This window comes from Mesorhizobium sp. B1-1-5 (assembly GCF_006443065.1).
Classification (GTDB): Bacteria; Pseudomonadota; Alphaproteobacteria; order Rhizobiales; family Rhizobiaceae; genus Mesorhizobium.
In genome coordinates, this window is the sequence record NZ_VFWS01000017.1 from 25,074 (window position 1) to 50,472 (window position 25,399).

Consider the following 25,399-nt stretch of genomic DNA (forward strand, 5'->3'; position numbering starts at 1 on the left):
GAAACCAGGAATATCCTTCATGGACGACCAGACCGATAGAAAGCCGGAGCCGCAGAAACCCGTTGTCTCGGTGGAGGCGAGCAGCCTCGCCGACCAGGTGGCGACGATCAAGCTGGGGCTGAAGTCGTCGCCGGTGCGCAGGCAACTTGCCGGGATCTCCACCGGCATCGTCGCAGTCATCGTCGCAACCTCGATCGGACAGGTCCTGCTCAATCGCTGGAACCAGCCTTTCTACGATGCGCTGGCCCGGCGCGACATGACGGGTTTCCTGCACCAGCTTCTGGTCTTTGCGATGATCGCCGGCGGGCTTCTGGTGCTCAATATCGGCCAGACCTGGCTCAACCAGATGATCCGTCTGAGGCTGCGCGAGGCGCTGACGCTCGACCTGATCGACCAATGGATGCGCCCGGCGCGGGCCTTCCGGCTGGCCAATGCCGGCGCCATCGGCGTCAATCCCGACCAGCGCATGCAGCAGGACGCCGCTCACTTGTCGGATCTGTCGACGGATCTTGGCGTCGGCCTGCTGCAGTCCTTCATCCTGCTGGTCTCCTTCATCGGCGTGCTGTGGGAGCTGTCTTCCGGCTTCATGTTCCATGTCGGCGGCTATTCGCTGGAGATACCGGGCTACATGGTCTGGGCCGCGTTCCTCTATGCCGGCATCGCGTCGTGGCTGAGCTGGCTGGTCGGGCGTCCGCTGATCGGCCTCAACAGCGAGCGCTACACCCGCGAGGCGGAGCTGCGCTCCTCCATGGTGCGGGTCAACGAGAATGTCGATGCGATCGCGCTCTATCATGGCGAGCCCGACGCCAGACGCCGGCTCGAGCTCGATCTCGGCACGGTGCTGGGCGCCATGCGGCGCATCTTCACCGCCCAGATCAACCTGTCCTGGGTGACCGACACCTATGGCTGGATAACCGTCGTGGCGCCCATCCTGGTGGCTTCGCCGGTCTATTTCTCGGGCGACATCTCATTCGGCGGGTTGATGATGGCGGTCGGCGCCTTCAACCAGGTTCATTCGTCCCTGCGCTGGTTCATCAACAACATCGGCAGCATAGCCGACTGGCGCGCGACGCTGATGCGCGTGGCCGATTTCCGCATCGCGCTCACCGAAACCGACGCGCTGCATGATACCGAAAAACACATCCAGTTCGGCGAAAACGCCAATGGCAGCCTGACCTTCGACATGCTTCAGGTGGCTTCGCCGGAAGGCTGCACCAAGCTTGCCCATACGGATGTCGAAATCCACGCCGGCGAGCGCGTCATGATCACCGGCGAGCCGGGCGCCGGCAAGACATTGTTCTTCCGCGCCATTGCCGGCCTGTGGCCATGGGGGAGCGGCCGGATCGGCCTGCCGGCCGGCGAGGCCCCCATCTTCGTGCCGCGCGTGCCCTATTTCCCGGCCGGCACGCTGCGCGAGGTGCTCGATCATCCGAACGGCAAGGCCCCGGCCAGCGATGCCGAGATCGCGGCCGTGCTTGGCGAGGTCGGCCTCGATCCACTGGCAACCACCCTTGACCGTCCCAGGCGGTGGGAACGCGAGCTCGGCGATGACGAACAACGGGCGCTGGCTTTCGCCAGGCTCGCCTTGCGCAAGCCGAAATGGGTGATCATCGACGAAGCCCTGGATGCGTTCGACGGACCGACGTTGCGGCGGGTGCTGTCCATGCTGCAGAAGCGCCTGCCCGAAACCGCGATCATCAATATCGGGCGGGGCCAGCACAACACTCAGTTCTTCCCGCGCGCGCTGAATATCGTGAAGGATACCGGCGCACCGGCTTTGAAGCCGGCCCGTGTCCGCGCCGGCGCGATCGAGCCGCCACCCATCGCTGCCCGTCACGGGAAGAAATAGCTTTATTTTCGCCGCGATCGCCGGGAAAATCCGCCGGGTCGTTCGAGGCTGCCATGCTTGCGATGCTCGGCCTGCTTGTGTGCCTTGCCTGCGCCGAGGCGGCGCCATTGCCCATGCCGGGCAAAGGCGCGCCGGTGGACGTGGAACTTGTGCTTGCCGTCGACATCTCGCAGTCGATGGACCAGCGTGAACTCGCCCTGCAGCGCGCCGGCTATGTCGACGCGCTGCGCCACCCCGACTTCATCAACGCCGTACGCTCGGGTCCACATGGCCGCATTGCGCTCGCCTATTTCGAATGGGCGGGCGTCGTGCGCGAGGACGGGGCCATCGCCTGGCAGATCATCGACGGGGAGGACAGCGCCCATGCCTTCGCCGACAAGATCGCCACGCGGCCGTTCCGCAGCTTCCGCGGCACCTCGATCTCGGGCGCCCTCGGCTTCGGCGCGGGGCTCCTGGAGAGAACCGGCTTTTCGGCGCCACGCCGCGTCATCGACATATCGGGAGACGGGCCCAACAATAGCGGGCTGCCCGTCACGGTAATCCGCGATGCCGCCGTTGCCAGCGGTATCGTCATCAACGGCCTACCCATACTGATCAGTCCGTCGCCGAGTGTCGCCCGTCTCGACCGCTACTACGCCGACTGCGTGACCGGGGGAGCCGGTTCGTTCGTGCTGCCGATCTACGCGGCGTCCGAATTCTCGACCGCCGTCCGCCGCAAGCTGGTCCAGGAAGTCAGCGGCCTGACGGACGCCAGATCCTTCCATGTCGAGGATGCGACGCCGGTCGATTGCCTGCTTGGCGAGCGCTTGCGGCAGCGGTTTTCCGATCCTTATTTTCCGGAACTCGACAGATAGCCGTCTTGCGGTTTTCTCAGACCGCCCGGGCGCCGTATTTGGCACGGAACTCGTCGTAGCAGTCGCGCCGCCAGCGGCGGCCGACGACATAGCCGCGCAAGAGTTCGGCGGGCGAGTAGCCGAGCGACTTGGACGACCGGTTGGCATGATAGCCCGAAAACGCCTGCGGCAACCTGCCCTTGAGGATATCGGCGATGATCTGGCGCGCTATCATGTAAGGCGGAACGTCGGGATAGCGGTCGGCGATATAAGGATGCTTGTCGATCAGACTGGCATAGGCCTCGACATAGCCATCGCGGCGACCGGAGATCGAATTCTCCGAATTGTACTTCTTCCAGTCGATGTCCTCGGACAGCAAGGCGCCGCCGCGTTGGGCAAAGCGCAGCAGCAATTCGCGATCCTGCATGCGCGTGATGTCGCTGTCATAGCCGCCGATCGCGAGCAGCGACTCGTGTCTTGCGGTGATCGCCGAGCCGGCAATGAAGATGGTCTGCGAGACCAGGGCGCGCTGCAGCGTGCTTTTGTCGAGGAAGGCGTCGCGATTGATGCATTTGGTGCTGCGGCCGCCCTTCAGCGATACGAACGAGCTGATGAGGACTTCGAGCGAGGGGTTCCCGTCGAAGCGCGCCAGTGTTCGTTCCAGCCGGTCGGGCAGATAGACGTCGTCCGAATCGAGGAACGTCACGACCGGCGCCCGCGCGCGCTCGATGCCCGCATTGCGCGCGGCATTGGCGCCGCGCCATTTGGCGCCGACATAAATCAGCCTCGGGTCGCGGATTTCGGCGAGCGCGGCGGCCGTCCCGTCGGTCGAACCGTCGTCTACCACAATGTGCTCGAAGCGGGTAAGTGTCTGCGCCAGAACGCTTTCCACCGCGCGCACGACCTGGCTGCGGCGGTTGTGGGTCGGCGTGATCACTGAGATCAGCGGAACCTCTTGGTTCGGCATCGAGCTGCCACCACCGGTCGGATCTGGCGTTTGTCGGATAGGTCTGACGGCTATCTTCGTGTCCACCTCTGATTTGCGGCCGACGCTACAGAAAAGCCACCTTTGTGTCACGCCAGGCCGGCCCAGAAATGCCGAAATTGGCGGTTTTTCCGCAACATTGCGGTCTGATGGCAACACAACTGGCCTTCCTGTTAGTTCGGCGGCCCGCCAACACGAACCAACGGGCGGCTTTGTCCCGATGACGTCTGAGGTAATCGACCGAATTACCTGGTTCCCGCATGGTGATCTCCAAGAAGCCGAGCGATCGGCTTTGTTTCATCAAGGAGCAGGATCACGACCGCTTACGCCGTTGCCCATATGCGCCAAGTCACCCCGGGGCCCTGGATAGTCGAATATCTCGAGACGATAGACGCCACCCTGGCGCCGTTCGGCGGGCGGTTCGTCGTCCATGGCGGCGACGTCGAGGTCGTCGAGAACAGCTGGCCCGGGCACCTGATCGTCATCGAATTCCCCGGCAGGCAGCATGTGCGGGACTGGTACAATTCACCGGCCTATCAGGCGATCCTTTCGCTGCGCACCGAGAACTCGCAGTCCGACGTGATCTTCGTCGACGGCGTCGAGCATCCGCACAATGCTACGGATGTGCTTGGCCAGCGGGAAAAGATTGACGTTAGCTGTGCCCGATATGGTCCGGCACCATTTCGACCTCGTCGCGAACAAGGCCGGCCGCCAGGCTGAAATGGCCGAAAAACGCCAGCGTATAGAACGCCAGTCCGACAATGACAGCAAACGGGATTTGCCAGAACGGCATGCCGGTCTGCCGCGCATGGCCTGTCACTCGCCGGATCGTGCGCCAAGACATAGTCCCCCAGCGCGTGAAGGATTTGACGATACGCTGAGCTCTGCCAGGTGCATGAAGCTCGACGAATTTTCGATCGGCGTCCCTGCCGGTTACCAGCGCGCGCCAAAAGAAGAACCCCCAGCCCCGCGGCGAGTAGTGGTGAACGCGTGCGTCCACGTTGACTATCTTGTGGCCTTCGCTCCAAAGCTGGTGCATCAGCAACGTGCACGAGACCTTAAAGCCGTTGTGGGCTGGAAATGGGTGACTGGATATCCAGTCGTGCCGGAAGGCGATGTTGTTGGCGTTGAGAGCACGCTTCGAGGCGAATCTCTCGTCTCCCTCAGCCATCGGGAAAAACCAGATCAACGCGAAAGTTCGCGAGAAGAAGTCGTCGTATGAAAGATAGGTGTGTCCATTCACACAGATGGTTTCAGGCTGGTCGACGAAGGGTTTCAGTAGAGTTGAGAGCCAGTTCCTTTCCGGAACTGTATCGGAATCGAGAAAAACAAGGACGCTCCCTTCGCACGAGGGAATGCCGTTGTTCTTGAGGTCGTAATATCTGCCGCCAGGGCACGACGCGAAGGCCAGATCGGCAACCTGCTCCAGTTGTGGCGCTTCAGCTCCAATGCTGCTTCGCAGTGAGACTGCGTCAGTTTCGACGCCGCCATGCGAGATTATGACCTTCGGCTTCGAAAATCCGGTAGCGGAAGCCTGGGCGATCTCGCGCGCCAAGGCCTTCAGGCCAAGGCCAATCTCGTCCCAGTCGATGGATTTGGCATTCTCCATCTCCAAGACGATAGAATAGGTGGGATGTCCAGCCATCGCGGCACACCGGTTAATCAAACCAGTGGCTATAGCCGTGACGGCATGCTGTCAAACGATCGGGATGCAATTATGCGCTGCGAATTTGTCAGTTAAGCTATCTTATCATTCGGTATCGGAAGCTGGACGGGTCGGCATATTCGGACAGGAAACGCTTTCGCCATTCTTTATTGATTGCATCGCGCTGGATTTCGAGACCCGATCGCAGGTCGGTTTCCCAGTTGGGTTCCACATCCACCAGCTGCGCGAGTTTCGTCAGGCTGTCTGCCGGATCGCGCTGAATCTGCTCGTAGGTCAGGGAAAGGCAGAGCAGGCCGTTCTTCGCGAACCAAGCATCCCATGCGAGGTTCTCCATCAGAATTTTATCCAGAGACTCCACGATTGCCCGGCCGTTATAGCGTGGCGGCAGATGACTGATCTCGGTGGATCGGAATTCGCGGGTTTGACGCGCACGTGCCCATGAGATCGCCTGGCCGAGCAGATCGTCACGTGTTAACCGCACATAACTCAAATTCGGAAGGCTGGCTGGCAGCTTCACCTTCTTGGCAAGTTGTGCGAACTGGCTCGCAAAGAGCTTGATTGCGTAGACGCCGGTAGAGGACCGCCCCTGTGTCAGCGCACGCAGAAGCTGGGCGCGGGGATCTCGCGGATAATCCGGCAGCTCTAGCAGACGTCGCCCGCCGAACCATTCCAGCGGATGGCCCAGCCCGGCGGAAGCCATCAAACCTGCAAGATGATTGCTACCGCTGCGCGGCGATGTGCAAACGAGAATTCCCGCCCGTATTTCAGAACGAATGTTCGGAGGGATTTCCACCACTGCCGGCGACCGACGAAAGAAACGCATTTCCGTCATCGCCTCAACAAAAACACCGCCTGCTGACCAAAAAAATTCCAGAACCACCAGGGCATCGACAGGCCGATCTTCTGGCCGTTGGCGTCGAGTGCGGTCGCCTTCTCGACGGTCGCGCCAAGCTCCTCGCACAGGTTGACGAAATCGCGGATGGTGCAGAAATGGATGTTGGGCGTGTCATACCAGGAGTAGGGCAGGTCCTTGGTGACCGGCATCCTGCCCTTGACCAGCAGCGAGAAGCGCACGCGCCAGTGGCCGAAATTGGGGAAGGAGACAATGGCGCGGTTGCCGATCCGAAGCAACTCGTCGAGCACCAGCTTCGGGTTGCGGGTCGCCTGGAGGGTCTGTGAGAGCACGACGAAGTCGAAGCCCTTGTCGGGATAGAATTCGAGGTCCTTGTCGGCATCGCCCTGGACGACGGAAAGGCCGCGCGCCACGCATTCGTTGACGCCGCGCTGCGACAGTTCCAGCCCGCGGCCGTCGACCTGCTTGGTCTCCTGCAGGAGTTCCAGAAGCAGTCCGTCGCCCGAGCCGACATCGAGCACGCGCGAATTGGCCGGGATGAGATCGGTGACGACCTCGAGGTCGACACGCTGGGCGCGATTGACGCTCATGGCTTCGCCTCCTGCATGGCGCATGATCCCGGTCCGAAAGGTCCGCGACTTGTCGGGGTCATAGGCTGAGCCCCCTGGCGCGGGCGGCGGAGGCGATGAAGCCGTTGATGGCCGCGAACAGTTCCGGCTCGTCGAGCAGGAAGGCATCGTGGCCGCGATCGGTCTCGATCTCGACGAAGGAGACGGAAGCGCCCGCCGCGTTCAAGGCATGCACGATCGATCGGCTCTCCTCGGTCGGGAACAGCCAGTCGCTGGTGAAGGAGACCAGGCAAAAACGCGTCTTGGTGCCGGCGAAGGCGTCGGCGAGGCGCCCACCGTGATCGGCGGCAAGGTCGAAATAGTCCATCGCGCGGGTCAGATAGAGGTAGGAATTGGCGTCGAAGCGGTCGACGAAAGTCATGCCTTGATGGCGCAGATAGCTTTCAATTTGAAAATCGGCGTCGAAGCCGAAGGTCAGTGCCTCGCGGTCTTGCAAATTGCGGCCGAACTTGCGGTGGAGCGCGGCTTCCGAAAGGTAGGTGATGTGAGCGGCCATGCGCGCGACGGCGAGCCCTTTTTCCGGCCGCTTGCCGAAATCGAGATATTTGCCGCCATGCCACTCCGGATCGGCCATGACGGCCTGTCGACCGACTTCATGAAAGGCGATGTTCTGTGAGGAATGGCGAGCGCCGGTGGCGATGGGCAGGACGCAGAACACGCGCTCCGAATGGCTCGCCGCCCATTCAAGAACCTGCATGCCGCCCATCGAGCCGCCAAGCACGCAAAACAGCTTCTCGATGCCGAAATGATCGACCAGCATCGTCTGCGCGCGCACCATGTCGCGGATGGTGATGATCGGCAGGTCGAGCCCGTAGGGCTTGCCGGTCGTCGGATTGGTGGAGGCCGGACCAGTCGAGCCGAGGCAGCCGCCGACGACGTTGGAGCAGATGACGAAGAAACGGTTGGTGTCGATGATCTTGCCGGGACCGATCAGCACCTCCCACCAGCCCGGCTTGCCGGTCACCGGATTGGTGTTGGCGACATGCTGGTCGCCGGTCAGCGCGTGGCAGACGAGGATGGCGTTTGAACGCGCGTCGTTGAGCGTGCCGTAGGTCTGGTAGGCGATCCGGAAAGGCGCAAGAAAGGTGCCGGCGTCGAGCTTCAGCGGCTTGTCGGGGCCGAACTGCAGCACCGGGCTCGATGGATGGTCGGCCTCGTCGTTGGTTCTTGCAGCGCGCTGAGCGGCCATGTCCGTCCTCATCCTGTCCCGCATCGGTCTCGTCCCGACGCGGTGTCCGGCCGGCAGCGGACAACAAAAAACCGGCATTGCCGTCGCAAAGCCGGTTACAGGTTGCAAACGGCCCTTTAGCGAGTTGTTTAACGTGGCTGCAAGCCGACCGGCCAAATCACCACGGGAGTCTGGCAATCCTTCTAGGACCAGCGCCGCGCTTCGTCAACGGGTGGCCCCCTCGCGACCGGATGCGGGTGCCAGGCGCCGCCACTCGACATTCCAGCCCGTGGCCTGTATTTCCGCTGCGGCCTTGAAGGCCTTCTCGACGGATTTGTGACATGAAGCAGGATCAGCCCCGTCCGACGCCCCGCGCGGGCATCATGGACATCGAGGCCTATGTGCCGGGAAAAAGCACCGCGCCGGCCGGCGTGACGAAAGTCTACAAGCTGTCGGCGAACGAAAACCCCCTCGGGCCCTCGCCGAAGGCGATCGAGGCGGCGCGCGAGGTGGCGGCGAAGCTCGATGTCTATCCGGACGGCTCTGCCCGCCGGCTGCGCGAGGCGATCGCCGAGGTGCACGGGCTGAACCCGGCCAACATCATCTGCTCCAACGGCTCCGACGAGATCCTGGGGCTGCTGGCGCAGAGCTATCTCGCGCCAGGCGACGAGGCCGTGTTCACCGAGCACGCCTTCATGGTCTACAAAATCTATATCCAGGCGGCTGGCGCCAAGCCGGTAGCGGTGAAGGAAACCGAGGAGCGCGCCGACATCGACGCGATTTTGGCCGCGGTAACGCCGGCGACGCGGATCGTTTTCCTCGCCAACCCTAACAATCCGACCGGCACCTATGTGCCGTTCCAGGAAGTGCGCCGGCTGCACACGGCCTTGCCGAAGAACGTGCTCCTGGTGCTCGACGCGGCCTATGCCGAATATGTGCGGCGCAACGACTACGAGGCCGGCATCGAGCTGGCAGGCAGTTCCGAAAACGTGGTGATGACCCGCACCTTCTCCAAGCTCGGGCTTGGCGGCGCGCGTATCGGCTGGATGTATGGGCCGGCGCATATCGTCAATGCGATCAACCGCATTCGCGGCCCCTTCAACGTCAACGCCACAGCGATCGAGGCCGGTATCGCCGCTATCCGCGACCGCGCCCATATCGAGCGCAGCGTGGCGCATAACGAGAAATGGCTGGCCTGGCTCAGCGCCGAGCTGACCGGGCTCGGCCTGCGCGTCACGCCCAGCGTCGGCAATTTCGTGCTGATCCATTTTCCCGACGACAAGAAGCATTCGGCAGCGGCCGCGGACGAATATCTGAGCGCGCGCGGCTATATCCTGCGCAGCGTCACCGGCTATGGCTTCCCCAACGCGCTGCGCATGAGCGTCGGCACCGAGGAAGCCAATCGCGGCGTCATCGATGCGCTCAAGACCTTCCTGAAAAGCTAGAACGCCATGGCATCACCGATGTTCGAGAAAATAGCTCTGGTCGGCATCGGCCTTATCGGGTCGTCGCTCGCCCGCGTCATCCGCCGCGAAGGGCTGGCCCGCCATATCGCCATCGCGACGCGCAGCGCATCGACGCTGAGGCGCGCCGAGGAGCTTGGCCTTGGCGATTCCTACAGCACCGACGCCAGCCAAGCGGTGCTTGACGCCGATCTCGTCATCGTCTCGGTTCCGGTCGGCTCGTCCGGCGAGGTCGCGGCCGAGATCGCGCCGGCGCTGAAAAAGGGCGCCATCCTCACCGATGTCGGCTCGACCAAAGCCTCCGTCATCGCGCAAATGCAGCCGCATGTGCCGGAAGGCGTGCATTTCATCCCCGGACATCCGCTGGCCGGCACGGAAAAGTCCGGACCCGATGCCGGCTTTGCCGATCTCTTCGAGAATCGCTGGTGCATCTTCACGCCGCTGCCGGGCACCGATCCCGCCGCGCTCGATACGCTTTCGGAATTCTGGCGGCGCTGCGGCTCCAACATCGACACGATGGACCCGCAGCACCACGACATGACGCTCGCGATCGTGTCGCATCTGCCGCATATCATCGCCTACAACATCGTCGGCACGGCGGACGATCTGGAAGCGGTGACCAAGAGCGAAGTCATCAAATATTCCGCTTCCGGTTTCCGCGACTTCACCCGTCTTGCCGCCTCCGACCCGACCATGTGGCGCGACGTGTGCCTGCACAACAAGGATGCGATCCTGGAGATGCTGGCGCGGTTCTCGGAGGATCTGGCCTCGCTGCAGCGGGCGATCCGCTGGGGCGACGGCGAGAAGCTGTTCGACCTCTTCACCCGCACCCGCGCCATCCGCCGCTCGATCATCGAGGCCGGCCAGGATATTGATGTGCCGGATTTTGGTCGCCAGGCGGTCGAGCACCCGGCCAAGCCCTAGGCTTTTCCCTGGTTGGCCGGCGTGGATTTGACCTGCCGCTCGGCCAGCCTTGACAGGTGCATGCGTTGAAGATTGGCCGAAACACCCGTCGCGATCGTCATCCACAGGCGGAGCAAGGAGCGAAGCGACGCGCGCAGACCCGAGGATCCATTCCGTGACTTCCGAGCGCTGCTGCGGTGCAGAATTCTGCTCCGTTGCATCCACGGCTCAGGTCGCGGAATGGATTCCAGGGTCTCCGCGACGCCGCTTCGCGGCTGCTCCGCCCTGGAATGACGAGGTTGAGGGGCTTTAGCCAATCCCCGGCGTTTGTGCCGATTTCGCGGAAATGGCCGAGATAATCTTGCGTTCTAGCCCTGGGCTGGCGGCCAGTGCGCCGCCATCATCGCCAGCGTCTCGGCCCGATCCGGCGCGCCGAGGCGGCCGCCGAAGCGCAGGCATTTGAGCGCCGCGGCGGCGCTGGCAAAGCGCAGGGCCTCTTCCACGGGCATCGCCTCGGCGAGGCCGACGGCGAAGGCGCCGTGGAAGACGTCGCCGGCGGCGAGCGTATCAATCGCCTTGACCTTCGGCGTCTCGACATGGCGCATGCGCCCGGTCGCCCGATCATGCCACCAGGTTCCGGCGGCGCCGCCGGTCACCGCGACAAAGGCGTCGGTGCGCGAGGCGAGGTCGGCGCAGGCGCTTTCGGGGTCGAGCGCGTGGCCGCAGACGATGCGCGCAGCCGGTTCGGAAGCGACGATGTGCGAGGCCAAGGGCAAGAGCCGCTCCAGCACCTCGACGGGCGCAGTGTCGGCGTCGAGGATCGCCGGGCGGCCGGTCGATCTGGCCGCGCCCAAAGCCAGCGCCGCGGCGCCCGGCCAGCGGACATCCACCAGCACGGCGTCAAAGCCGGAGAGGTCGGCAAGCGGCAGGGCCTCGGGATCGGCTTGCGCCTTTTTATCGTAGAAGGGGACGATGACGCGCTCGCCATGCGCGTCCACCAGGATCGCGGCCAGCGCCGATCGCGCGCCGGCGACGCGACGGATGAGGCTGCAGTCGATACCTTCGGCCTGAATGTCGGCGATAAGCTGGTCGCCGACCGGATCGTCGCCCGCGCTCGCCCATAGCGAGACTTCCGCGCCGAGACGCCGAGCGGCGCAGGCGGCGCTTGTCGCCATGCCGGAAGCGATCTGGACGCCGTCGCTGGCGATGAACTTGCCTTGATGCGCGGGCAGCGTTTCGACGCGAAGGATCGTGTCGAGGGTGAAGGCGCCGACGCTGAGCACTCTGACCGGCTGCGGCATCGTTGCGTTACTCTTCTCAGTCGGCATGGTCTCACCCGAAAACCGGTTCCCACTTTTTGCTACGCTGACCTTCGGTTCGGGACCATGCTCTATTCAAGCGGCTTGATCTTGCCGAGCGGGATGAAGCCCAGCGAGGCCTTGCCCTTGACGATCTTGAGCGGCAAGGAGGGTTCCTTGCCAAGCATGGCAATGGCAGAAAAACCCTGCTCGATTTCGCTTTTATGCTCGGGAATCGCGCCGGCAAGGATAGATGCCACCGCTTTCGGGTCCTTGAGCTTGATCGTCAGGTCGCCGTCGACCAGCCCTTCCGCGTCGACGGAGACCGGTCCGGACACGGTGATGCGCGCCGTACCCGACGACAGGTCGAGCTTAGCGATCTCGATCGACTGGCCGCGCAGGCTCTTCGGGGGCGCTGCGATCAGCGCCACGCCGTTCTTCAGCGTCACGTCGCCACTGCCGTCAAGCGCCGGCAGCACGCGTCCGTCGATGGCATCCGCGTTGATCTCCAGGTCGCCGAAGCCGCCGACATAGTTGATGTCCTGGCCGGCCGGCTGCAATTGGCCGGCCGCCTTGCCGGCGCTGAACAATTGCATCGGATCCGTGTCGTCCTGCGGATCGGTCTGACCGTTCAGGCCTTCAGCCTGCAGGGAAACGCTCCTTGGCAACGGCCACCACACTTTGACATTGGCCTGCAACCGGTCCCAGTCGATCCAGAGCGGCGGCATGCCGGGCGCCATCGTTCTCAGCGGCCCGCGCAGGTCGGCGACCGGCGACAAGGGTCCGGCGATCCCGGCGACGGCGTTGAAGCTTCCGGTGGAGGCGGCGACCTTCCGGGCGTCGTCTTCATAGGCGATGTTGTCGCAGGAGACCGTGAAGCTCATTGGGTAGCCACTGACGGCGAGGTTGGCGCAGCCGGCTGCGATCCCTTTGCTGCCCAGTCTCGCCACCGCCTGATCGGCCTCGGTCTTGAGCCTGTCGGCGAGATAGAACCAGCCGCCGCTGTAAATGGCGAACAGCACGAGGATGAACGCCGCAAGCCAGAACAGCCGGCGGCGAAGTTTGGGCGATCGCTCGTCACTTGACGTCATGCTGCGGCTCTCGTTAACCCGGCGAGCGGGCATTTACCAATACGCAAACAGCGGGGGCCAGAAGAAGCACCTTGGCGGTGCGGTGTCGTTCACTCGAATGCGATCAGGCTTGGCGATATGGGCGATTTTTGGGTTTTTGGCTATGGGTCGCTGATCTGGCGGCCCGGATTTGCCCATGTCGAGACGCGCCGCGCCCGGCTTTACGGCTATCGCCGCTCGCTTTGCGTCTATTCCTTCGTGCATCGCGGCACGCGCGGACGGCCGGGCCTGGTGCTCGGCCTCGACCGGGGAGGCTCCTGCGTCGGCCTCGCTTACCGTGTTCCCGGCAATCTGCGCGACGAGGTGCTTTCCTATCTGCGCGAGCGCGAGCTGGTCACCAGCGTCTATCTCGAACGCATTCTCGATGTCCGGCTGGATGGCGGCGGCTCGGTCGAGGCGGTCGCCTACATCGTCGACCGCCGGCACGAGCAATATGCCGGCGCGCTCGATGCCGATCATGCGGCGAGGATCGTTCGCGGCGCCGTCGGCCAATCCGGGCGGAACGAGGACTATGTCTTGAGCACGCTCGATCACCTCGAGGCGCTCGGCATCCGCGATCACTGGCTGGAGGAGGTGGGCCGTCGGGTCGCGTCTTCGTGAAGCGCATTTTCGGCGAAATAATTTCGCCTCCAATGCTCTATCTCTTTGTTTTTACGCAATTCCGGACGCAAAACCGCGGCGCACTTTTGCTGGAATTGCTCTGGTCCGATCAAAAAACAAAACCATGCCTTTGACCTCGCCCGGGCACGACCTAGCTTAGCGGCATCGCATCCTTGGGCGTCAGGCCCGTTCCAGCATCACGGAGATCAGTCTTGCAGAAACGTCGTCTCGGTCGTACCGACCTTTCCATCGCGCCGCTGGTCCTGGGCGGCAACGTCTTCGGCTGGACCGCCGACGAGAAGACCTCCTTCGACCTGCTCGACCGGTTCGTCGCTGCCGGCTTCAACGCCGTCGATACGGCCGATGCCTATTCGCGCTGGGTTCCCGGCAACAAGGGCGGCGAATCGGAAACCATCATCGGCAATTGGATGAAGAGCCGCGGCAACCGCGATAAGGTCGTGGTCATCACCAAGGTCGGCTCCGACATGGGCCAGGGCAAGCGCGACCTCTCCGCTGCCTATATCGAAAAGGCGGTCGACGCTTCACTGAAGCGGCTGCAAACCGATGTAATCGACCTCTATCTGTCGCACTGGCCGGATCCGGCCACGCCTTACGAGGAAACGCTCGGCGCCTATCAGCGCCTGCTCGAAAAGGGCAAGATCCGCTATCCCGGCTGCTCCAATCTCGATGCCGGCCAGCTGCGCGCCGCGCTCGACGTCGCCAGCTTGCGCAGCCTGCCACGCTACGAGGTGCTGCAGCCCGAATACAATTTGTACGACCGCTCGTCGCTCGACGGACCGCTGCTCGACCTCTGCAAGGCAGAGGATATCGGCGTCATCACCTATTTCAGCCTCGCCAAGGGATTTTTGAGCGGCAAGTACCGCGGCAAGGCCGATCTTGGCCAGAGCGCGCGCGGCGAAGACGTCGCCGAATATCTCAACGAGCGTGGCATGCGCATCCTTTCCGCGCTGGATGCCGTGGCCGAGCGCCATTCGGCCAAGCAAGCCGAAGTGGCGCTGGCCTGGATCATCGCGCGGCCGGGCGTCACCGCGCCGATCGCCAGCGCCACCACGCCGGCCCAGATGGACAGCCTGATCCGGGCCGCGTCGCTCAAGCTTTCGGCCGACGACATCGCGGCATTGGACCGGGCCAGCGCCTGAGACGGGCGCTGCGCACGAACGTCCAAGACGGCCATGACGATCTCTCCTAAGTCCTGCCACATCGCGGCAGGAGGAGGTTCGGCATGGCTGGTGGTGTTCTGGGCGCGGCACAGCCTTGGCAGCAAGTGCTGGCGCTTATCGTGGCCGCGACTGTCGTCATGGGCAGTCCGGGACCGGCGACCATCAGCGTGACCGCCGTCGGCGCGGCTTTCGGTCTGCGTCCTTCCCTGGGTTACATGTCTGGCGTGGCGCTCGGCACGATCGCCGTGCTTCTGGCGGTGGCGGGCGGGATTTTCGGCATGCTGACCTCGGTGCCGGGAGTGGCGCCGGTGCTGGCGATCCTTTCGGCCGCCTACATCCTTTATCTCGCTTTCAGAATAGCGACAGCACCGCCACTGGCGGAGCGCGGGAGCACCGGGACGAAGCCCGATTTTCTCGGCGGCTTCATGCTCGCCGTCGCCAACCCGAAAGCCTATGTGGCGATCGCCGCCGTTTTCGCCGGCGCCGCGTCGCAGGCCGATGCGCTCGGCGTCTCCACCAGGCTGCTGGTGCTTGCCGCGATGATCGTCGCCATCCACGTGGTGTGGCTGCTCGCCGGAACGGCGTTCGCGCGCGTCCTGCGCGATCCGCTGGTCTCGCGGATCATCAATCTGGTGTTTGCCGGCACGCTGGTGCTGACCACTGCGCTGGCGGTGTTGCGATAGCGGATCAGGTCTTTACGGTCACGCCGAGCTCCGCCAGCCGCTTCACCGCCGTAGGCGGCATCGGCGGCGGGTTCGGCGCCTGCGCCGCCTCGATAAGCATCTGGTCGCAGGCCGCTTCGGTCTCGCCGATCAGCCGCTGCATGAATTCCTCCTTCTCGAGGTCTGGCGGGATCGGCGGCAGGAAGCGGGCCTTGATGGTGCCCGGATAGCGCAGGAACTTGCGGCGCGGCCAGTAGAGACCGGCAACATGAGCCACCGGCACCACGGGAACGCCGAGCTGCGTATAGAGCTCGACGATGCCGTATTTGTAGGACGGCTCGGCGCCCGGCGGGCGGCGGGTGCCTTCGGGATAGATGATGAGCTGGCGCGGATTGCGGTCCATCTCCTGCCTGGTCGCGGTAACGACCGCTTTCAGCGCTTTCGAGCGGCTGCCGCGATCGACCGGGATCATGCGCATCTTCAAGATGTACCAGCCGAAAAAGGGGATCCAGGTCAGCTCGCGCTTCAGGATGTAGAGCGCATCGTCGAGATAGGGGAAGAAGGCGATCGCATCCCAGAAGGACTGATGCTTCGGCGCCAGGATGAAGGAGCCTTCGGGCAGGTTCTCGACACCCGTGATCTCGCTCTTCGTCGCGGCGATCTTGTCATAGAGCCACATCGAGGTGCGCGACCAGAATTTCGGCACGAACCAGGCGCGGTGGCGCGGCGACAGGAAATAGAAAGGCGTCCAGAAGATCATCTGGACGATCAGGCTGAGATAGAAGACGAAGTTGAACGCCAGCGAGCGGATGATGAGCATGCAAATGGCCCGTGAGGAAGTGTGCGTTGGTTACACCAAGCGGCGGCAAAAAGGAAACGCCGCCATTGTCGAATGGTGCCGCTAGAGTGACCTGGTCAGCCGTTCCTTGAGACGCGGCGCGGCGAAATCGAGGAAGGCGCGCAGCTTGACCGGCAGCCGGCCCTGGCCGGCATGAACAAGGCTTACCGGCCAGGGCGGCGGTTCGAACGGCTCCAGCACCAGCCGCAGCGCGCCGGCGCACACGGCGGCATCGGCCTGATAGGAGAGCACTTTCGTCAGGCCGAGCCCGGCAATCGCGGCATCGATGGCCGCTTCGGCGGTGTTGATCTGCAGGCGCGAGCGAACAGGGATTGTCGTTTCCGTCTTGCCGGTTCCGAAGCTCCATGCCGCGGGAGCGGCGAGACCTTCGAAGGTGACACAGTCGTGGCCGGCAAGGTCTTGCGGGGTCGTCGGCGTGCCACGCAAGGCGAGATAGGCGGGGCTTGCGCAGACGATACGGCGGATCGAGCCGACGCGGATTGCAACCATGGCGGAATCCGGCAGCTCGCCGATGCGCAGGGCGAGATCGATATGCTCCTCGACCAGTTGGGTGATCCGGTCCGACAGGGTCAGGCGGACATCCACTTGCGGGTAGACGGCGAGAAAGCCGGTGATCACCGGCAGCACATGCAGGCGGCCGAACACGACCGGCGCCGTGATGACCAGCTCGCCGGTCGGGCTCGAATATTCGCCGGCAGCATCGCGCTCGGCCTCGCTCACCTCGTCGAGGATGCGACGGCAGGCGGCAAGATAGGACTGGCCGGCATCGGTCAGCGTCAGCCGCCGCGTCGAGCGGTTGAGCAGGCGCGTCTTCAAGTGCTTCTCCAGTTCGGAGAGCTTGCGGCTCACCGTCGGCAGCGGCACGCCGGCGCGCTTGGCTGCAGCGGAAAGGCTGCCGGCCTCCACTGTGGCGACGAACAGGGACATAGCGTCGAGGCGGTCCATTATTCTTCCGAAATATGGAAAGATAGATTGCAAACATGCTCTCTACATCCGGTTTTCGGAAGAGCCTAATTGATGTGCGATCCTGTCCGCGGAGCGCCAGCATGAATGAATTCACCAGCGACGTCGCCTTCACGCCGACCGTCAAGGCCATCCAGTCCCGCAAGGGGTCGCGCGATTCCTATGCGCGCGTCGAGCATCGCGGCGGCTGGCGGGCAACCATCACACCGGATCTAGCCGCCTTCATCGAAGCGCAAACCAGCGTGTTCCTGGCGACGGCCAACGCCGAAGGCCAGCCCTACATCCAGCATCGCGGTGGGCCGGCCGGTTTCCTCAAGGTGCTGGACGAGCACATGATCGGCTTTGCGGATTTTTCCGGCAATCGGCAGTTCATCACCCAGGGCAATCTCGAGGACAATGACCAGGCCTTCCTGTTTCTGATCGATTACATGCTTAGGCAGCGCATCAAGATCTGGGGCAGGGCGCGTGTCGTCGAGAATGATCCGGAGCTGACGGCGAAGCTGATGCCCGCGGACTACAAGGCGCGGCCGGAGCAGGCGATCCTGTTCACGGTCTCCGCCTGGGATGCCAATTGCCCGCAGCACATCCCGCAGCGCTTCGAGGCGGCGGATGTCGCGGCCGCACTTGCCGAGCGCGACCGGCGCATCGCCGGCCTGGAGCAGGAGATTGCGCGCCTGCGCAACAGCGCGCCAGGCGAAGTCTAGTTCTTGACCACCGTCGAGGCTTCGGCGAGCGTGACGCCCTCGGGTGCCGTGCGAAGCGGCAGGAAGCCGCGCGCCAGAGACAGCACATATTTGCTGTATTCGGTAAGCAGCACGCGCAGGGCCTCCGGCTTGGTCAGCCAGCCCCCGTTGCCGAGATTGGTATTGACCACCGGATAAGGCTCGAGGCGCGCGCCATGCAGCAGCCGGCCCATCTCGAGCAGGCTGCGCGGCATGTGGTAGTTGTTGGTGACGACGATGATGCTGCCATAGGCGTGGTTTTCCACCCATTTGGCGCTTTCCTCGGCGTTGCCGATGGTGTCGAGCGCGGCACGGTCGATATCGACGCAGCAGGAAAAGAGCTGCTTGTCGCCGCCCATCGCCGCCTGCAGCTGGCGCTTGGTAGCCGACGGATGGACGCCGCTGATCAGCAGCCGTTCGCCCTTGCCGGAGGCCAGCAGCTCCATCGCCGCGTCAAGCCGCGACTGCCCGCCGGTGAGCACGATGATGGCGTCGGCCCTGGCCGGATTGGCCGGAGTCGTCATATGGCTGACCTTGTCGGCAAACCAGCCGAAGCCGCCGGCAAAAAGCACCAGCGCGGCGAGAACCACGAAACCGCAGACGCGCAGGGCGAGCCTCAAACGACCGAACCCGGCGAAGGCAGCGCTGCGCACGCGCATCGCCGGCATTCGTCCAGCCGTCTCGATCGAATCCCGCGCTTCCATCATCCTCAGGTTAATCCTGAAAGCCTCTAATGGTTAACTCCGAAATGCAGCCGTTGATAGGTAAGACGGCGCACATTGCGTTACGGCAAGTGTCCCGTGTGTGATCGTTGTCTTGTTTGTTTATAGCGCTTTGCGCTGGTTTCCGGATTGATCTCATGGGTCAGCCCGCATCTGGCTGGCGAACGTCGATGTCGCTGAGATAGGCGACGACGGTCGCATGCGAGGTGGCCGCGGTCAGCGCGCCGATCACCAGCACCATCAGGCCGACGCCGAAATAGCCGGCTGAGCCGATGGCGAAATTGCCGAACAGCGCGGTTGCCTGGTCGGCCTGGGGCGTCGCCATGTTGCGCGACGACCACCAGGAAAAGACGATGAAGACGGCGATCGCCAGGGCGCCGCCGCCGGCCGCGCCCTTCATGCCGGTGACCAGGAAATGCCAGCGGAACTCGCGCGCGATGAAGCGCGCCTCGGCGCCGACGAAATGCAGCACCTCGATGATGTGCCCGTTGCCGGCCATGGCGCTGCGCGTGGCGAACACCACCGTCAGCACGGTTGCCGACAGCATCAGCACCAGAACGGCAATGCCGATCGTCACGGTCGTGCGCGCCATGGCGACCAGCCGGTCGACCCAGGTGCGGTGATCGTCGAGTGCTGCGGTCGGTATTTTCGGCGTGATGGCGGCGCGCATGGCGGCAAAGTCGGGCGGGCTGGCCTCGTCGATGGTGACGACGATGAGGCGCGGCACCGGCAGTTCGTCAATGTTGAGGCCGCTGCCCAGCCACGGTTCCAGAAGACGCGCGGTCGCGTCGCGGTCGATGATCTTGGTGCCCTTCACGCCGGGGAAGTCGCTGGCGATCTGCGAGGCCTGCGCAAGGGCCGCCTCCATGTCCAAACCGTCGGCCGGCTTGATCTGGATCGTCGCCTCGCGCGATATCTGGTTCTCCCAGACGGAGGCGGTATCGCGCACCAGCGTCACGGCGCCGAAGGTGAGGCAGGACAGGAAGGTCATGATGGCGATGACCAGCACCAGCGCCCGTCCAGCGATGTTCTGCGCCGGCACGATCGGCGCCGTCTTGCGCTGGACACGCCGGACCGTCGTCGTCTCGAGCGTTTCGTGCTGGAGGTGATCGGCCGGAAGGTCAGTCATAAACGTCCAACCTTCCACCGGCCAGGATCATGCGGCGCGCATCGACCTGTTCCATCAGGCCGAGGTCGTGGGTGGCGATCACCACGGCGGTGCCCAGCCGGTTAAGCTCGATGAACAGCCTGAGCAGCCGGCGCGCCAGCGGCGGGTCGACATTGCCGGTCGGCTCGTCGGCAAGCAGGATCTCCGGCTGTTCGATCAACGCCCGGGCGATTGCGGCGCGCTGCTTCTCGCCGCCCGACAGCACGGGCGGCAGCACATGCATGCGGTCGCCGAGGCCGACCCATTTCAGCAGCTCGGTGACGTCGGTGCGGTAGCTCGCCTCCTCGCGCCCGCGCACGCGCAGCGGCAGCGCGACATTCTCGTAAGTCGTCATATGGTCGAGCAGGCGGAAGTCCTGGAACACCACGCCGATGCGGCGGCGCAGCAGCGGCAGTTCGCCGCGCGATATGCGCGAGCGGTCCTTGCCGAAGATGGTGATCAGGCCGCGCGTCGGTTTCAGCGACATGAACAAAAGGCGCAGCAAGGTCGTCTTGCCGGCGCCCGAAGGGCCGCTCAGGAACTGGAAGGAGCGCTCCGGAATGTGCAGGGAGATATCGCGGAGGATCTCCGGACCCATGCCATAGCGGAGGCCGACATTTTCGAAGCGGATCACGTTCGGCGACCTGAAACTCGCGGCGGCGACGCGCCACAATCTACTTTAACAGACCATCGGCCGGCATGGTTAACCGGCGGTTAATTTTGCAACGCCCAGCATGCATCAAAGCCATTCCGGTGGGGAAGCGTTAACCAATTGCGTTTACGCAAAAGAAACGAAGACTGGACTGGTGCCGTAATGGCTGACGAGAGAACCGCGCGCCCTGTTTCCGGCGAAATCATGACCGCCACGGCAACAAATGCCGCGCCGGAACGCATCATGTTCGATGCGGCCGACATCGTCGATGCCGATTATGTGGTGCTGCCGCGTTTTGCCGCTTATCCAGAATCGGCACCGCCGCCGCAGATGCCGTCGACGCCATCGATCGGCGGCATGGGCATGCTGCGCAGACCGGAGGCGGCGCCGTCGCGATCCTCGCGTGGCGGGCCATTGTTTTGGATAGCCGGCGTCGGCATAGCGCTGATCTCCTTCTGGGTGTCGGGCGGCCACGCGCTGGTCCGGCAGGGCCCATTCTGGGCGATCGCCGCGCCGGCAAGCGCGCTCACCATTTCCGGCGTGACGTCGCGCATCGATGCGTCGGGCTTGAAGCCGGTGCTGTTCGTGGATGGCGAGGCCGCGAATGACGGGATGGGGTCGGAAACGCTGCCGCCGCTCGAAATCCGCGTTACCGACAACAATTCCAACATCATCCGCTACAGGCTGGGGACATCCAACCGTTCGCTGGGCCCGGGCGAAAGATTCGGCTTTTCGAGCCGCCTCGATGTGCCTAAAGACGGCGTCAGAACCGTCGCAGTCATCTTCGCCGGCTAGACGGGTCGATATTCAGGTGAGGCCGGCCTGCAAATAGCGGCTTCCTACGCTTCCGGTGCTCACGTACTGAAATGTACGCTCCGCTCCGGTTCTCGGCAGCCGCTATTTTCGGCTCGGCCTGACCTGAATCTCAACCCGTCTATCGACACCGCTGCCGTTTTTTTGAAGGAAAAACTATGCCAGTTGTACGCGGCAAGGACATCGAGGTCCTGTTTTCGGCGTCGGCGATCGCGCGCCGCAATCTCGAGCTCGCCAAGGAAATCGCCGGGCGCGACTACCATGACCTGCTGGTGATCTCGATCCTCAAGGGCTCGTTCGTCTTCGCCGCCGATCTCATTCGCGCCATGCATGATGTCGGCCTGTCGCCGGAAGTCGAGTTCATCTTCATCTCCAGCTACGGCGCCGGCACGACCAGCGGCGAGGTCAGGGTGCTGCGCGACATCGACAACGAAGTCGCCGGCCGCGACGTGCTGTTGATCGACGACATACTCGAATCCGGCAAGACGCTTTCCTACACCCGCGACCTGATGCTTTCGCGCGGCGCCAAGAGCTGCGCCGTCGCCGTGCTGCTCGACAAGCGGATGCGCCGCCAGACCTCGCTCAACGCCGACTATGTGGGCTTCGACTGCCCGGACTATTTCGTCGTCGGCTACGGCATGGATGTCGCCCACGCATTCCGCGAGCTGCCGTTTGTCGGGGTGGTGAAAGGCGACGCCTGAGGAGGCAGTGGCCATTGCGAAAAGCCGCCGATCGTTAGAATTTTCAGAAAACATCAACATTTCGGCGGCATCAATCTCGGCATGGCAAAGCTTCTGATCGTCGAGGACGATGAGTCCGTCCGCACCCTCGCTGCCCGCGCGCTCGAGCGCGATGGCCATAATGTCACCATCGCCACCGACGGCGCGCAAGGGCTGGACATGATCCGGCAGGCGCGCGGCGGCTTCGATCTGGTGGTGTCCGACATCCGCATGCCGGAGATGGACGGCATCAAGATGGCGACGGCGGCTGCAAAAGAGTTCCCGACGATGCGGATCATGCTGATGACCGGCTATGCCGACCAGCGCGAGCGCGCCGAGGAACTCGACGGCATCATCCTCGACGTCGTGCAGAAGCCGTTCACGCTTGCCGAGATCCGTGGCCGCGTCGGCAAGGCATTAAGCTGCTTCGCTTGAGACCGCATCGGTCGTAACAGGCGCGGCCGGCGCTGCACTTCGCCGACGCCCGCCGCTGAGCGCAAGCAGGCCGGCGCCGATGATCAGGGCCGCGCCCAGCACGGTGGTTTCGCGCGGCACTTCGGCGAAGAACAGGAACCCCCAGAGCGGCGACCACAGGATGCCTGTGTATTCGAAGGTGGCGACGCGGTTGGCGGGCGCCATCCGGTAGGCCTGCGACAGCAGGACCATGCCGGCGGACGCGACGAGGCCGCAGGCGGCCATCTTCAGGAAGTCCGGCATGGTCGGCCATACCCATGGCCGCACCAGGAATTCGACGCTCGGATGCGCCGCATGGGTGATGCCGGCAAGGTGGAAGACGGTTGCGACGGCAACGGCGCCGCTGAGATAGGCGCCGTTCTGGTAGAAGGCCATCACCGTCGATGATTCGGTATCGCCGATACGGCGCGCCATCAGTTGCGAGAAGCCGTAGAGGAAGGCCGAACCCAGCGACAGCAGCGCCGCCCAGTCGAACACGCCGCCGCCGGGACGCACCATCACAAGCACGCCGACCAGGCCGATCAGCACCGTCGACAGGGTTTTCCATGAGACGCGCTCGCCGAGATAGGGACCGGCCATCGCCATGATGAACAGCGGCGCCATGAAATAGAGCGCCACCGCATCGGCCAGCGGCAAGGCGGCGATCGCCAGATAATAGACCGTGTAGGACGAGAACTGGATGAAGGCGCGCAGCGTCAGCATGCCGAAGCGCTTCGACAGCACCGCCTTCAGGCCGACATCGGCCTGGACCAGCACGATCAGGATCGGCAGCGCGACGATGGCGCGGATCGCCATCACCTCGGTCACCGGATAGCCGCCGGAAACCGCCTTCACCAGCGGATCCTGCAGCGAAAAGACCAGCACGCCGAGACAGAGGCTCAGAATGCCAAGCACCGTCCGGTTCTGCATGATCGATCCAGCGAAAAAGAACCCGCCACCATTTTCAGGCAGCGGGTACGAGTGAGGACTCTTCGATTGGTCCGCGACCGATTTCGCGGCCGCATATCCAATGGGTGTCATGACTATCCTGCGGCGTTTGACATCTGGCAAACGAATTGGAATGATGCCAGCAATCAACTTTGCTTATGGCGACTCGATGCGACCAGTCCTCGACAGCGACCTCCTGCGCACCTTCGTGGCTGTGGCCGAAACCGGCAATTTCACCCGCGCGGCGGAGAAAGCCGGGCGCACGCAATCGGCCGTGTCCATGCAGATGAAGAAGCTGGAGGACATGGTCGGCGACAATCTGTTCGAGCGCGGCTCGCGCGGCGTGGCGCTGACGCGCCGCGGCGGCGAGCTCATCGCCAACGCGCGCCGGATCGTCTCGCTGCTCGACGAGACGGCGGCCTCGCTGGTGGCGCCGCCGCTCGGCGGGCTGGTGCGCATAGGCATCCCGGCCGAATATGGACGTTCGATCCTGTCGCGGGCGTTGGGCGAATTCGCCAAGCGGCATCCGCGCGTCGAGGTCACGGTGCGCTACGCGCATTCGGATTCGCAGGTGCGGGCGCTCGCGGCCGGCGAGCTCGACCTCGCTGTGGTGTTCGAATGGGAGGGCTCTTCCGGCGGCGAGGTGTTGATGCACGACCCGACGGTCTGGGTGACGTCGACGCTGCACCACATGCATGAGGAACGGCCGGTGCCGATCGCGCTCTATAGCCGCAACGGCTGGTGCCGCGACTTCGCCATCAAGTCGCTGCAGCAGCGCGGCCTCGACTACCGCGTCGCCTATACCAGCGACACGAATGGCGGCCTGACGCTCGCCGTCACGTCCGGCCTGGCGATCGCGCCGATCTCGCGCAGCAACATCCCGCCTGATTGCCGCGAACTGACGGCCGCCGACGGCTTCGGCGACATCGATTCCTCCAACGTCGTCCTGCACCGCAATCCGCTGGCGACCGGCGAAGCGATCGACGGCATGGAGAACGCGATCCGCGAGGCGTTCATGCTGACCCGGCAGACGGGCGTGGCGGTCGGGCTTTAGGGCCGGAGTGCGCTCAATCCGGCGGTCATCTCGCCCTGCGGCTTTCGGTGCTCATGAAAAAAGCGTCCAGAGCGCCTGGAAGACATAGCCAATGACCAATGATCCGGAAACCGCGAGCGCGACGAACAGGACGATCGTTGCCGGTCTGAGGACCAAAGCGACTGCCATGACGCCCCAAATGCTCACCGCGCCCCCTGAGACGAGGAGCGCCATTGCCGCACCGGGTGACATGCCGAGAGCAAGCAAACCTTGAACCAGTGGCAGTGCCGCAAGACCATCGAGATACATCGGTGCGCCGACCAGCACGGCAAGGGGGATGGCATAATGAGAGTCTGCACCGACATAAGCGGTAAGGATCTCGGGCGGCAGAAGATCGCGCAGCAGGAATTCAGCCGAAAAGGCAAACGTCAAACAAGTCACGACGGTTCTAGTCGTGGGAACGAGATTTTCTCCAAATGCACGCACACGCGCCGGGTCGCGCCAAATTCTGAAAGATAAGCCCGTTGGCATGCATGTGCCACACAGTCCCACCTGCCTGATGCCCGATGCCCGCAGCGGGTTTTGGACCATCTGTGTCCGGGCCAGCAGAGCTGTCATCGCGCCAGAAAAGATTCCTAGCGCAAACGCCGCAAGCAACTTTCCAATGGCGAATCCAGGGCCGAGTAGCGCCCAGGTCGCGGTGAGCATGGTGGGTCCGGTAACGGGCGAGGAAAGCCAAAATGCCATAATGGGCGCAAGCGGGACGCCCGAAGCAAGAAGCCCCGTCGTGAGCGGCAGCACCGTCACGCCGCACACAGGTGTCACGGTGCCGATTGCCGACGCGATCAAAACAGTTGCGACCGGGCGCCCTTTGAACCATCGCGCTGTAATGGTCGCCGCTCCACTGGCTGCAACCCATGCCGAGATGATTAGCCCAGCTGCAATCATCAACGCGACGTCCATAAAACTCTGCAGGACGAAATGGAGCGTCCCATATGCCCGTTGCGGCCACGTGAGCGCGACAGCAACTGTCACAGCGGCGGTCGCCCACATGAGTTGCCTTCTTTGAAGCCTCGCGAGCGTGACGATCACGGCATTACTCTCTTTGTGGCATCTATAGGTCGCCTGTCTTCCATATGTGAAACGAA

General features: G+C 63.7%; 27 protein-coding genes and 1 riboswitch. Of the genes, 13 read left to right on the forward strand and 14 right to left on the reverse strand.

Annotated elements, in window-relative coordinates; translation table 11 throughout:
* The first annotated feature begins 19 nt into the window (after positions 1-19).
* On the forward strand, positions 20-1,849 hold the full coding sequence (locus tag FJ980_RS08995; protein ID WP_140542561.1) for an ABC transporter ATP-binding protein/permease: 1,830 nt from the start codon (positions 20-22) through the stop codon (positions 1,847-1,849).
* Positions 1,850-1,902: 53 nt separating this feature from the next.
* Positions 1,903-2,703 (forward strand): DUF1194 domain-containing protein, encoded by an 801-nt coding sequence (locus tag FJ980_RS09000; protein ID WP_140542562.1) that lies wholly within the window; start codon positions 1,903-1,905, stop codon positions 2,701-2,703.
* Positions 2,704-2,719: 16 nt separating this feature from the next.
* On the opposite strand, the gene FJ980_RS09005 is transcribed toward FJ980_RS09000, so the two are convergent.
* Complete coding sequence (locus FJ980_RS09005) at positions 2,720-3,649, reverse strand: glycosyltransferase family A protein (protein ID WP_140542563.1); 930 nt, start codon at positions 3,647-3,649, stop codon at positions 2,720-2,722.
* 330 nt (positions 3,650-3,979) lie between these two features.
* Here FJ980_RS09005 and FJ980_RS09010 point away from each other — a divergent pair, with 330 nt between their 5' ends.
* Positions 3,980-4,387: a DUF1330 domain-containing protein gene (locus FJ980_RS09010; RefSeq protein ID WP_281406326.1), complete on the forward strand. Its 408-nt coding sequence runs from the start codon at positions 3,980-3,982 to the stop codon at positions 4,385-4,387.
* On the opposite strand, the gene FJ980_RS09015 is transcribed toward FJ980_RS09010, so the two are convergent.
* The 4 genes from FJ980_RS09015 to FJ980_RS09030 form a co-directional block, all read right to left on the reverse strand.
* On the reverse strand, positions 4,320-5,312 hold the full coding sequence (locus FJ980_RS09015; RefSeq protein WP_140542565.1) for a glycosyltransferase family A protein: 993 nt from the start codon (positions 5,310-5,312) through the stop codon (positions 4,320-4,322). The two genes, FJ980_RS09010 and FJ980_RS09015, sit on opposite strands and share 68 nt — an antisense overlap.
* Before the next feature lie 97 nt (positions 5,313-5,409).
* The gene (locus tag FJ980_RS09020) at positions 5,410-6,213 is read right to left on the reverse strand and encodes a Stf0 family sulfotransferase (RefSeq protein ID WP_140542566.1); all 804 of its coding nucleotides are present in this window, start codon (positions 6,211-6,213) and stop codon (positions 5,410-5,412) included.
* Positions 6,162-6,776, reverse strand: a complete 615-nt coding sequence (gene metW, locus FJ980_RS09025) for a methionine biosynthesis protein MetW (protein ID WP_095767561.1) — start codon at positions 6,774-6,776, stop codon at positions 6,162-6,164. The genes FJ980_RS09020 and metW overlap by 52 nt, the downstream gene beginning before the upstream one ends.
* Positions 6,777-6,834: 58 nt before the next feature.
* Positions 6,835-8,004 carry a homoserine O-acetyltransferase gene (locus FJ980_RS09030; protein ID WP_140542567.1) on the reverse strand — a complete coding sequence of 390 codons (1,170 nt, stop codon included), beginning with the start codon at positions 8,002-8,004 and terminating at the stop codon, positions 6,835-6,837.
* A 96-nt stretch (positions 8,005-8,100) separates the two neighbouring features.
* Positions 8,101-8,178, reverse strand: a riboswitch (SAM riboswitch).
* A gap of 146 nt (positions 8,179-8,324) precedes the next feature.
* Here FJ980_RS09030 and hisC point away from each other — a divergent pair.
* Positions 8,325-9,428: a histidinol-phosphate transaminase gene (gene hisC, locus FJ980_RS09035; protein WP_140542568.1), complete on the forward strand. Its 1,104-nt coding sequence runs from the start codon at positions 8,325-8,327 to the stop codon at positions 9,426-9,428.
* Between the two features lie 6 nt (positions 9,429-9,434).
* On the forward strand, positions 9,435-10,370 hold the full coding sequence (locus tag FJ980_RS09040; RefSeq protein ID WP_181181155.1) for a prephenate/arogenate dehydrogenase family protein: 936 nt from the start codon (positions 9,435-9,437) through the stop codon (positions 10,368-10,370).
* Positions 10,371-10,717: 347 nt separating this feature from the next.
* On the opposite strand, the gene FJ980_RS09045 is transcribed toward FJ980_RS09040, so the two are convergent.
* Both FJ980_RS09045 and FJ980_RS09050 read right to left on the reverse strand, forming a co-directional pair.
* On the reverse strand, positions 10,718-11,650 hold the full coding sequence (locus FJ980_RS09045; RefSeq protein ID WP_140542606.1) for a sugar kinase: 933 nt from the start codon (positions 11,648-11,650) through the stop codon (positions 10,718-10,720).
* Positions 11,651-11,739: 89 nt separating this feature from the next.
* A complete protein-coding gene (locus FJ980_RS09050; RefSeq protein WP_140542570.1) occupies positions 11,740-12,738 on the reverse strand; it encodes a DUF2125 domain-containing protein in 999 nt (332 codons plus the stop codon).
* A gap of 117 nt (positions 12,739-12,855) precedes the next feature.
* Between FJ980_RS09050 and FJ980_RS09055 the strand changes: the two genes are divergently transcribed.
* The 3 genes from FJ980_RS09055 (at position 12,856) to FJ980_RS09065 (ending at position 15,241) form a co-directional block, all read left to right on the forward strand.
* Positions 12,856-13,377, forward strand: coding sequence for a gamma-glutamylcyclotransferase (locus FJ980_RS09055; protein ID WP_140542571.1), 522 nt, complete (start codon positions 12,856-12,858; stop codon positions 13,375-13,377).
* A 212-nt stretch (positions 13,378-13,589) separates the two neighbouring features.
* Complete coding sequence (locus FJ980_RS09060; RefSeq protein WP_140542572.1) at positions 13,590-14,537, forward strand: aldo/keto reductase; 948 nt, start codon at positions 13,590-13,592, stop codon at positions 14,535-14,537.
* Positions 14,538-14,620: 83 nt separating this feature from the next.
* Complete coding sequence (locus tag FJ980_RS09065; RefSeq protein ID WP_140542573.1) at positions 14,621-15,241, forward strand: LysE family transporter; 621 nt, start codon at positions 14,621-14,623, stop codon at positions 15,239-15,241.
* Positions 15,242-15,245: 4 nt separating this feature from the next.
* Here FJ980_RS09065 and FJ980_RS09070 read toward each other — a convergent pair whose 3' ends face one another.
* Both FJ980_RS09070 and FJ980_RS09075 read right to left on the reverse strand, forming a co-directional pair.
* The gene (locus tag FJ980_RS09070; RefSeq protein WP_140542574.1) at positions 15,246-16,040 is read right to left on the reverse strand and encodes a 1-acyl-sn-glycerol-3-phosphate acyltransferase; all 795 of its coding nucleotides are present in this window, start codon (positions 16,038-16,040) and stop codon (positions 15,246-15,248) included.
* Positions 16,041-16,121: 81 nt separating this feature from the next.
* Complete coding sequence (locus FJ980_RS09075) at positions 16,122-17,024, reverse strand: LysR family transcriptional regulator (RefSeq protein WP_140542575.1); 903 nt, start codon at positions 17,022-17,024, stop codon at positions 16,122-16,124.
* Positions 17,025-17,125: 101 nt separating this feature from the next.
* Here FJ980_RS09075 and FJ980_RS09080 point away from each other — a divergent pair, with 101 nt between their 5' ends.
* A complete protein-coding gene (locus FJ980_RS09080) occupies positions 17,126-17,746 on the forward strand; it encodes a pyridoxamine 5'-phosphate oxidase family protein (protein WP_140542576.1) in 621 nt (206 codons plus the stop codon).
* Here FJ980_RS09080 and FJ980_RS09085 read toward each other — a convergent pair.
* From FJ980_RS09085 to ftsE, 3 genes are all read right to left on the reverse strand, one after another.
* Entirely contained in the window at positions 17,743-18,471 is a 729-nt protein-coding gene (locus FJ980_RS09085; RefSeq protein ID WP_140542577.1) for a YdcF family protein, read from the reverse strand. The genes FJ980_RS09080 and FJ980_RS09085 overlap by 4 nt on opposite strands.
* Before the next feature lie 157 nt (positions 18,472-18,628).
* Positions 18,629-19,615 carry an ABC transporter permease gene (locus FJ980_RS09090; RefSeq protein WP_140542578.1) on the reverse strand — a complete coding sequence of 329 codons (987 nt, stop codon included), beginning with the start codon at positions 19,613-19,615 and terminating at the stop codon, positions 18,629-18,631.
* On the reverse strand, positions 19,608-20,267 hold the full coding sequence (gene ftsE, locus FJ980_RS09095; RefSeq protein ID WP_027167480.1) for a cell division ATP-binding protein FtsE: 660 nt from the start codon (positions 20,265-20,267) through the stop codon (positions 19,608-19,610). The genes FJ980_RS09090 and ftsE overlap by 8 nt, the downstream gene beginning before the upstream one ends.
* Before the next feature lie 222 nt (positions 20,268-20,489).
* Here ftsE and FJ980_RS09100 point away from each other — a divergent pair, with 222 nt between their 5' ends.
* The 3 genes from FJ980_RS09100 (at position 20,490) to FJ980_RS09110 (ending at position 22,252) form a co-directional block, all read left to right on the forward strand.
* Positions 20,490-21,080, forward strand: coding sequence for a hypothetical protein (locus FJ980_RS09100; RefSeq protein ID WP_246676365.1), 591 nt, complete (start codon positions 20,490-20,492; stop codon positions 21,078-21,080).
* Positions 21,081-21,256: 176 nt separating this feature from the next.
* The gene (gene hpt, locus FJ980_RS09105; RefSeq protein ID WP_140542580.1) at positions 21,257-21,799 is read left to right on the forward strand and encodes a hypoxanthine phosphoribosyltransferase; all 543 of its coding nucleotides are present in this window, start codon (positions 21,257-21,259) and stop codon (positions 21,797-21,799) included.
* A gap of 81 nt (positions 21,800-21,880) precedes the next feature.
* Positions 21,881-22,252 carry a response regulator gene (locus tag FJ980_RS09110; protein WP_140542581.1) on the forward strand — a complete coding sequence of 124 codons (372 nt, stop codon included), beginning with the start codon at positions 21,881-21,883 and terminating at the stop codon, positions 22,250-22,252.
* Here FJ980_RS09110 and FJ980_RS09115 read toward each other — a convergent pair.
* Entirely contained in the window at positions 22,235-23,200 is a 966-nt protein-coding gene (locus FJ980_RS09115) for a DMT family transporter (RefSeq protein WP_140542582.1), read from the reverse strand. The genes FJ980_RS09110 and FJ980_RS09115 overlap by 18 nt on opposite strands.
* A 187-nt stretch (positions 23,201-23,387) precedes the next feature.
* Here FJ980_RS09115 and FJ980_RS09120 point away from each other — a divergent pair, with 187 nt between their 5' ends.
* A complete protein-coding gene (locus FJ980_RS09120) occupies positions 23,388-24,272 on the forward strand; it encodes a LysR substrate-binding domain-containing protein (protein ID WP_140542583.1) in 885 nt (294 codons plus the stop codon).
* Positions 24,273-24,323: 51 nt separating this feature from the next.
* Here the strand turns inward: FJ980_RS09120 and FJ980_RS09125 are convergent, their stop codons facing one another.
* Entirely contained in the window at positions 24,324-25,343 is a 1,020-nt protein-coding gene (locus FJ980_RS09125) for a permease (RefSeq protein WP_210243735.1), read from the reverse strand.
* Positions 25,344-25,399: the final 56 nt, after the last annotated feature.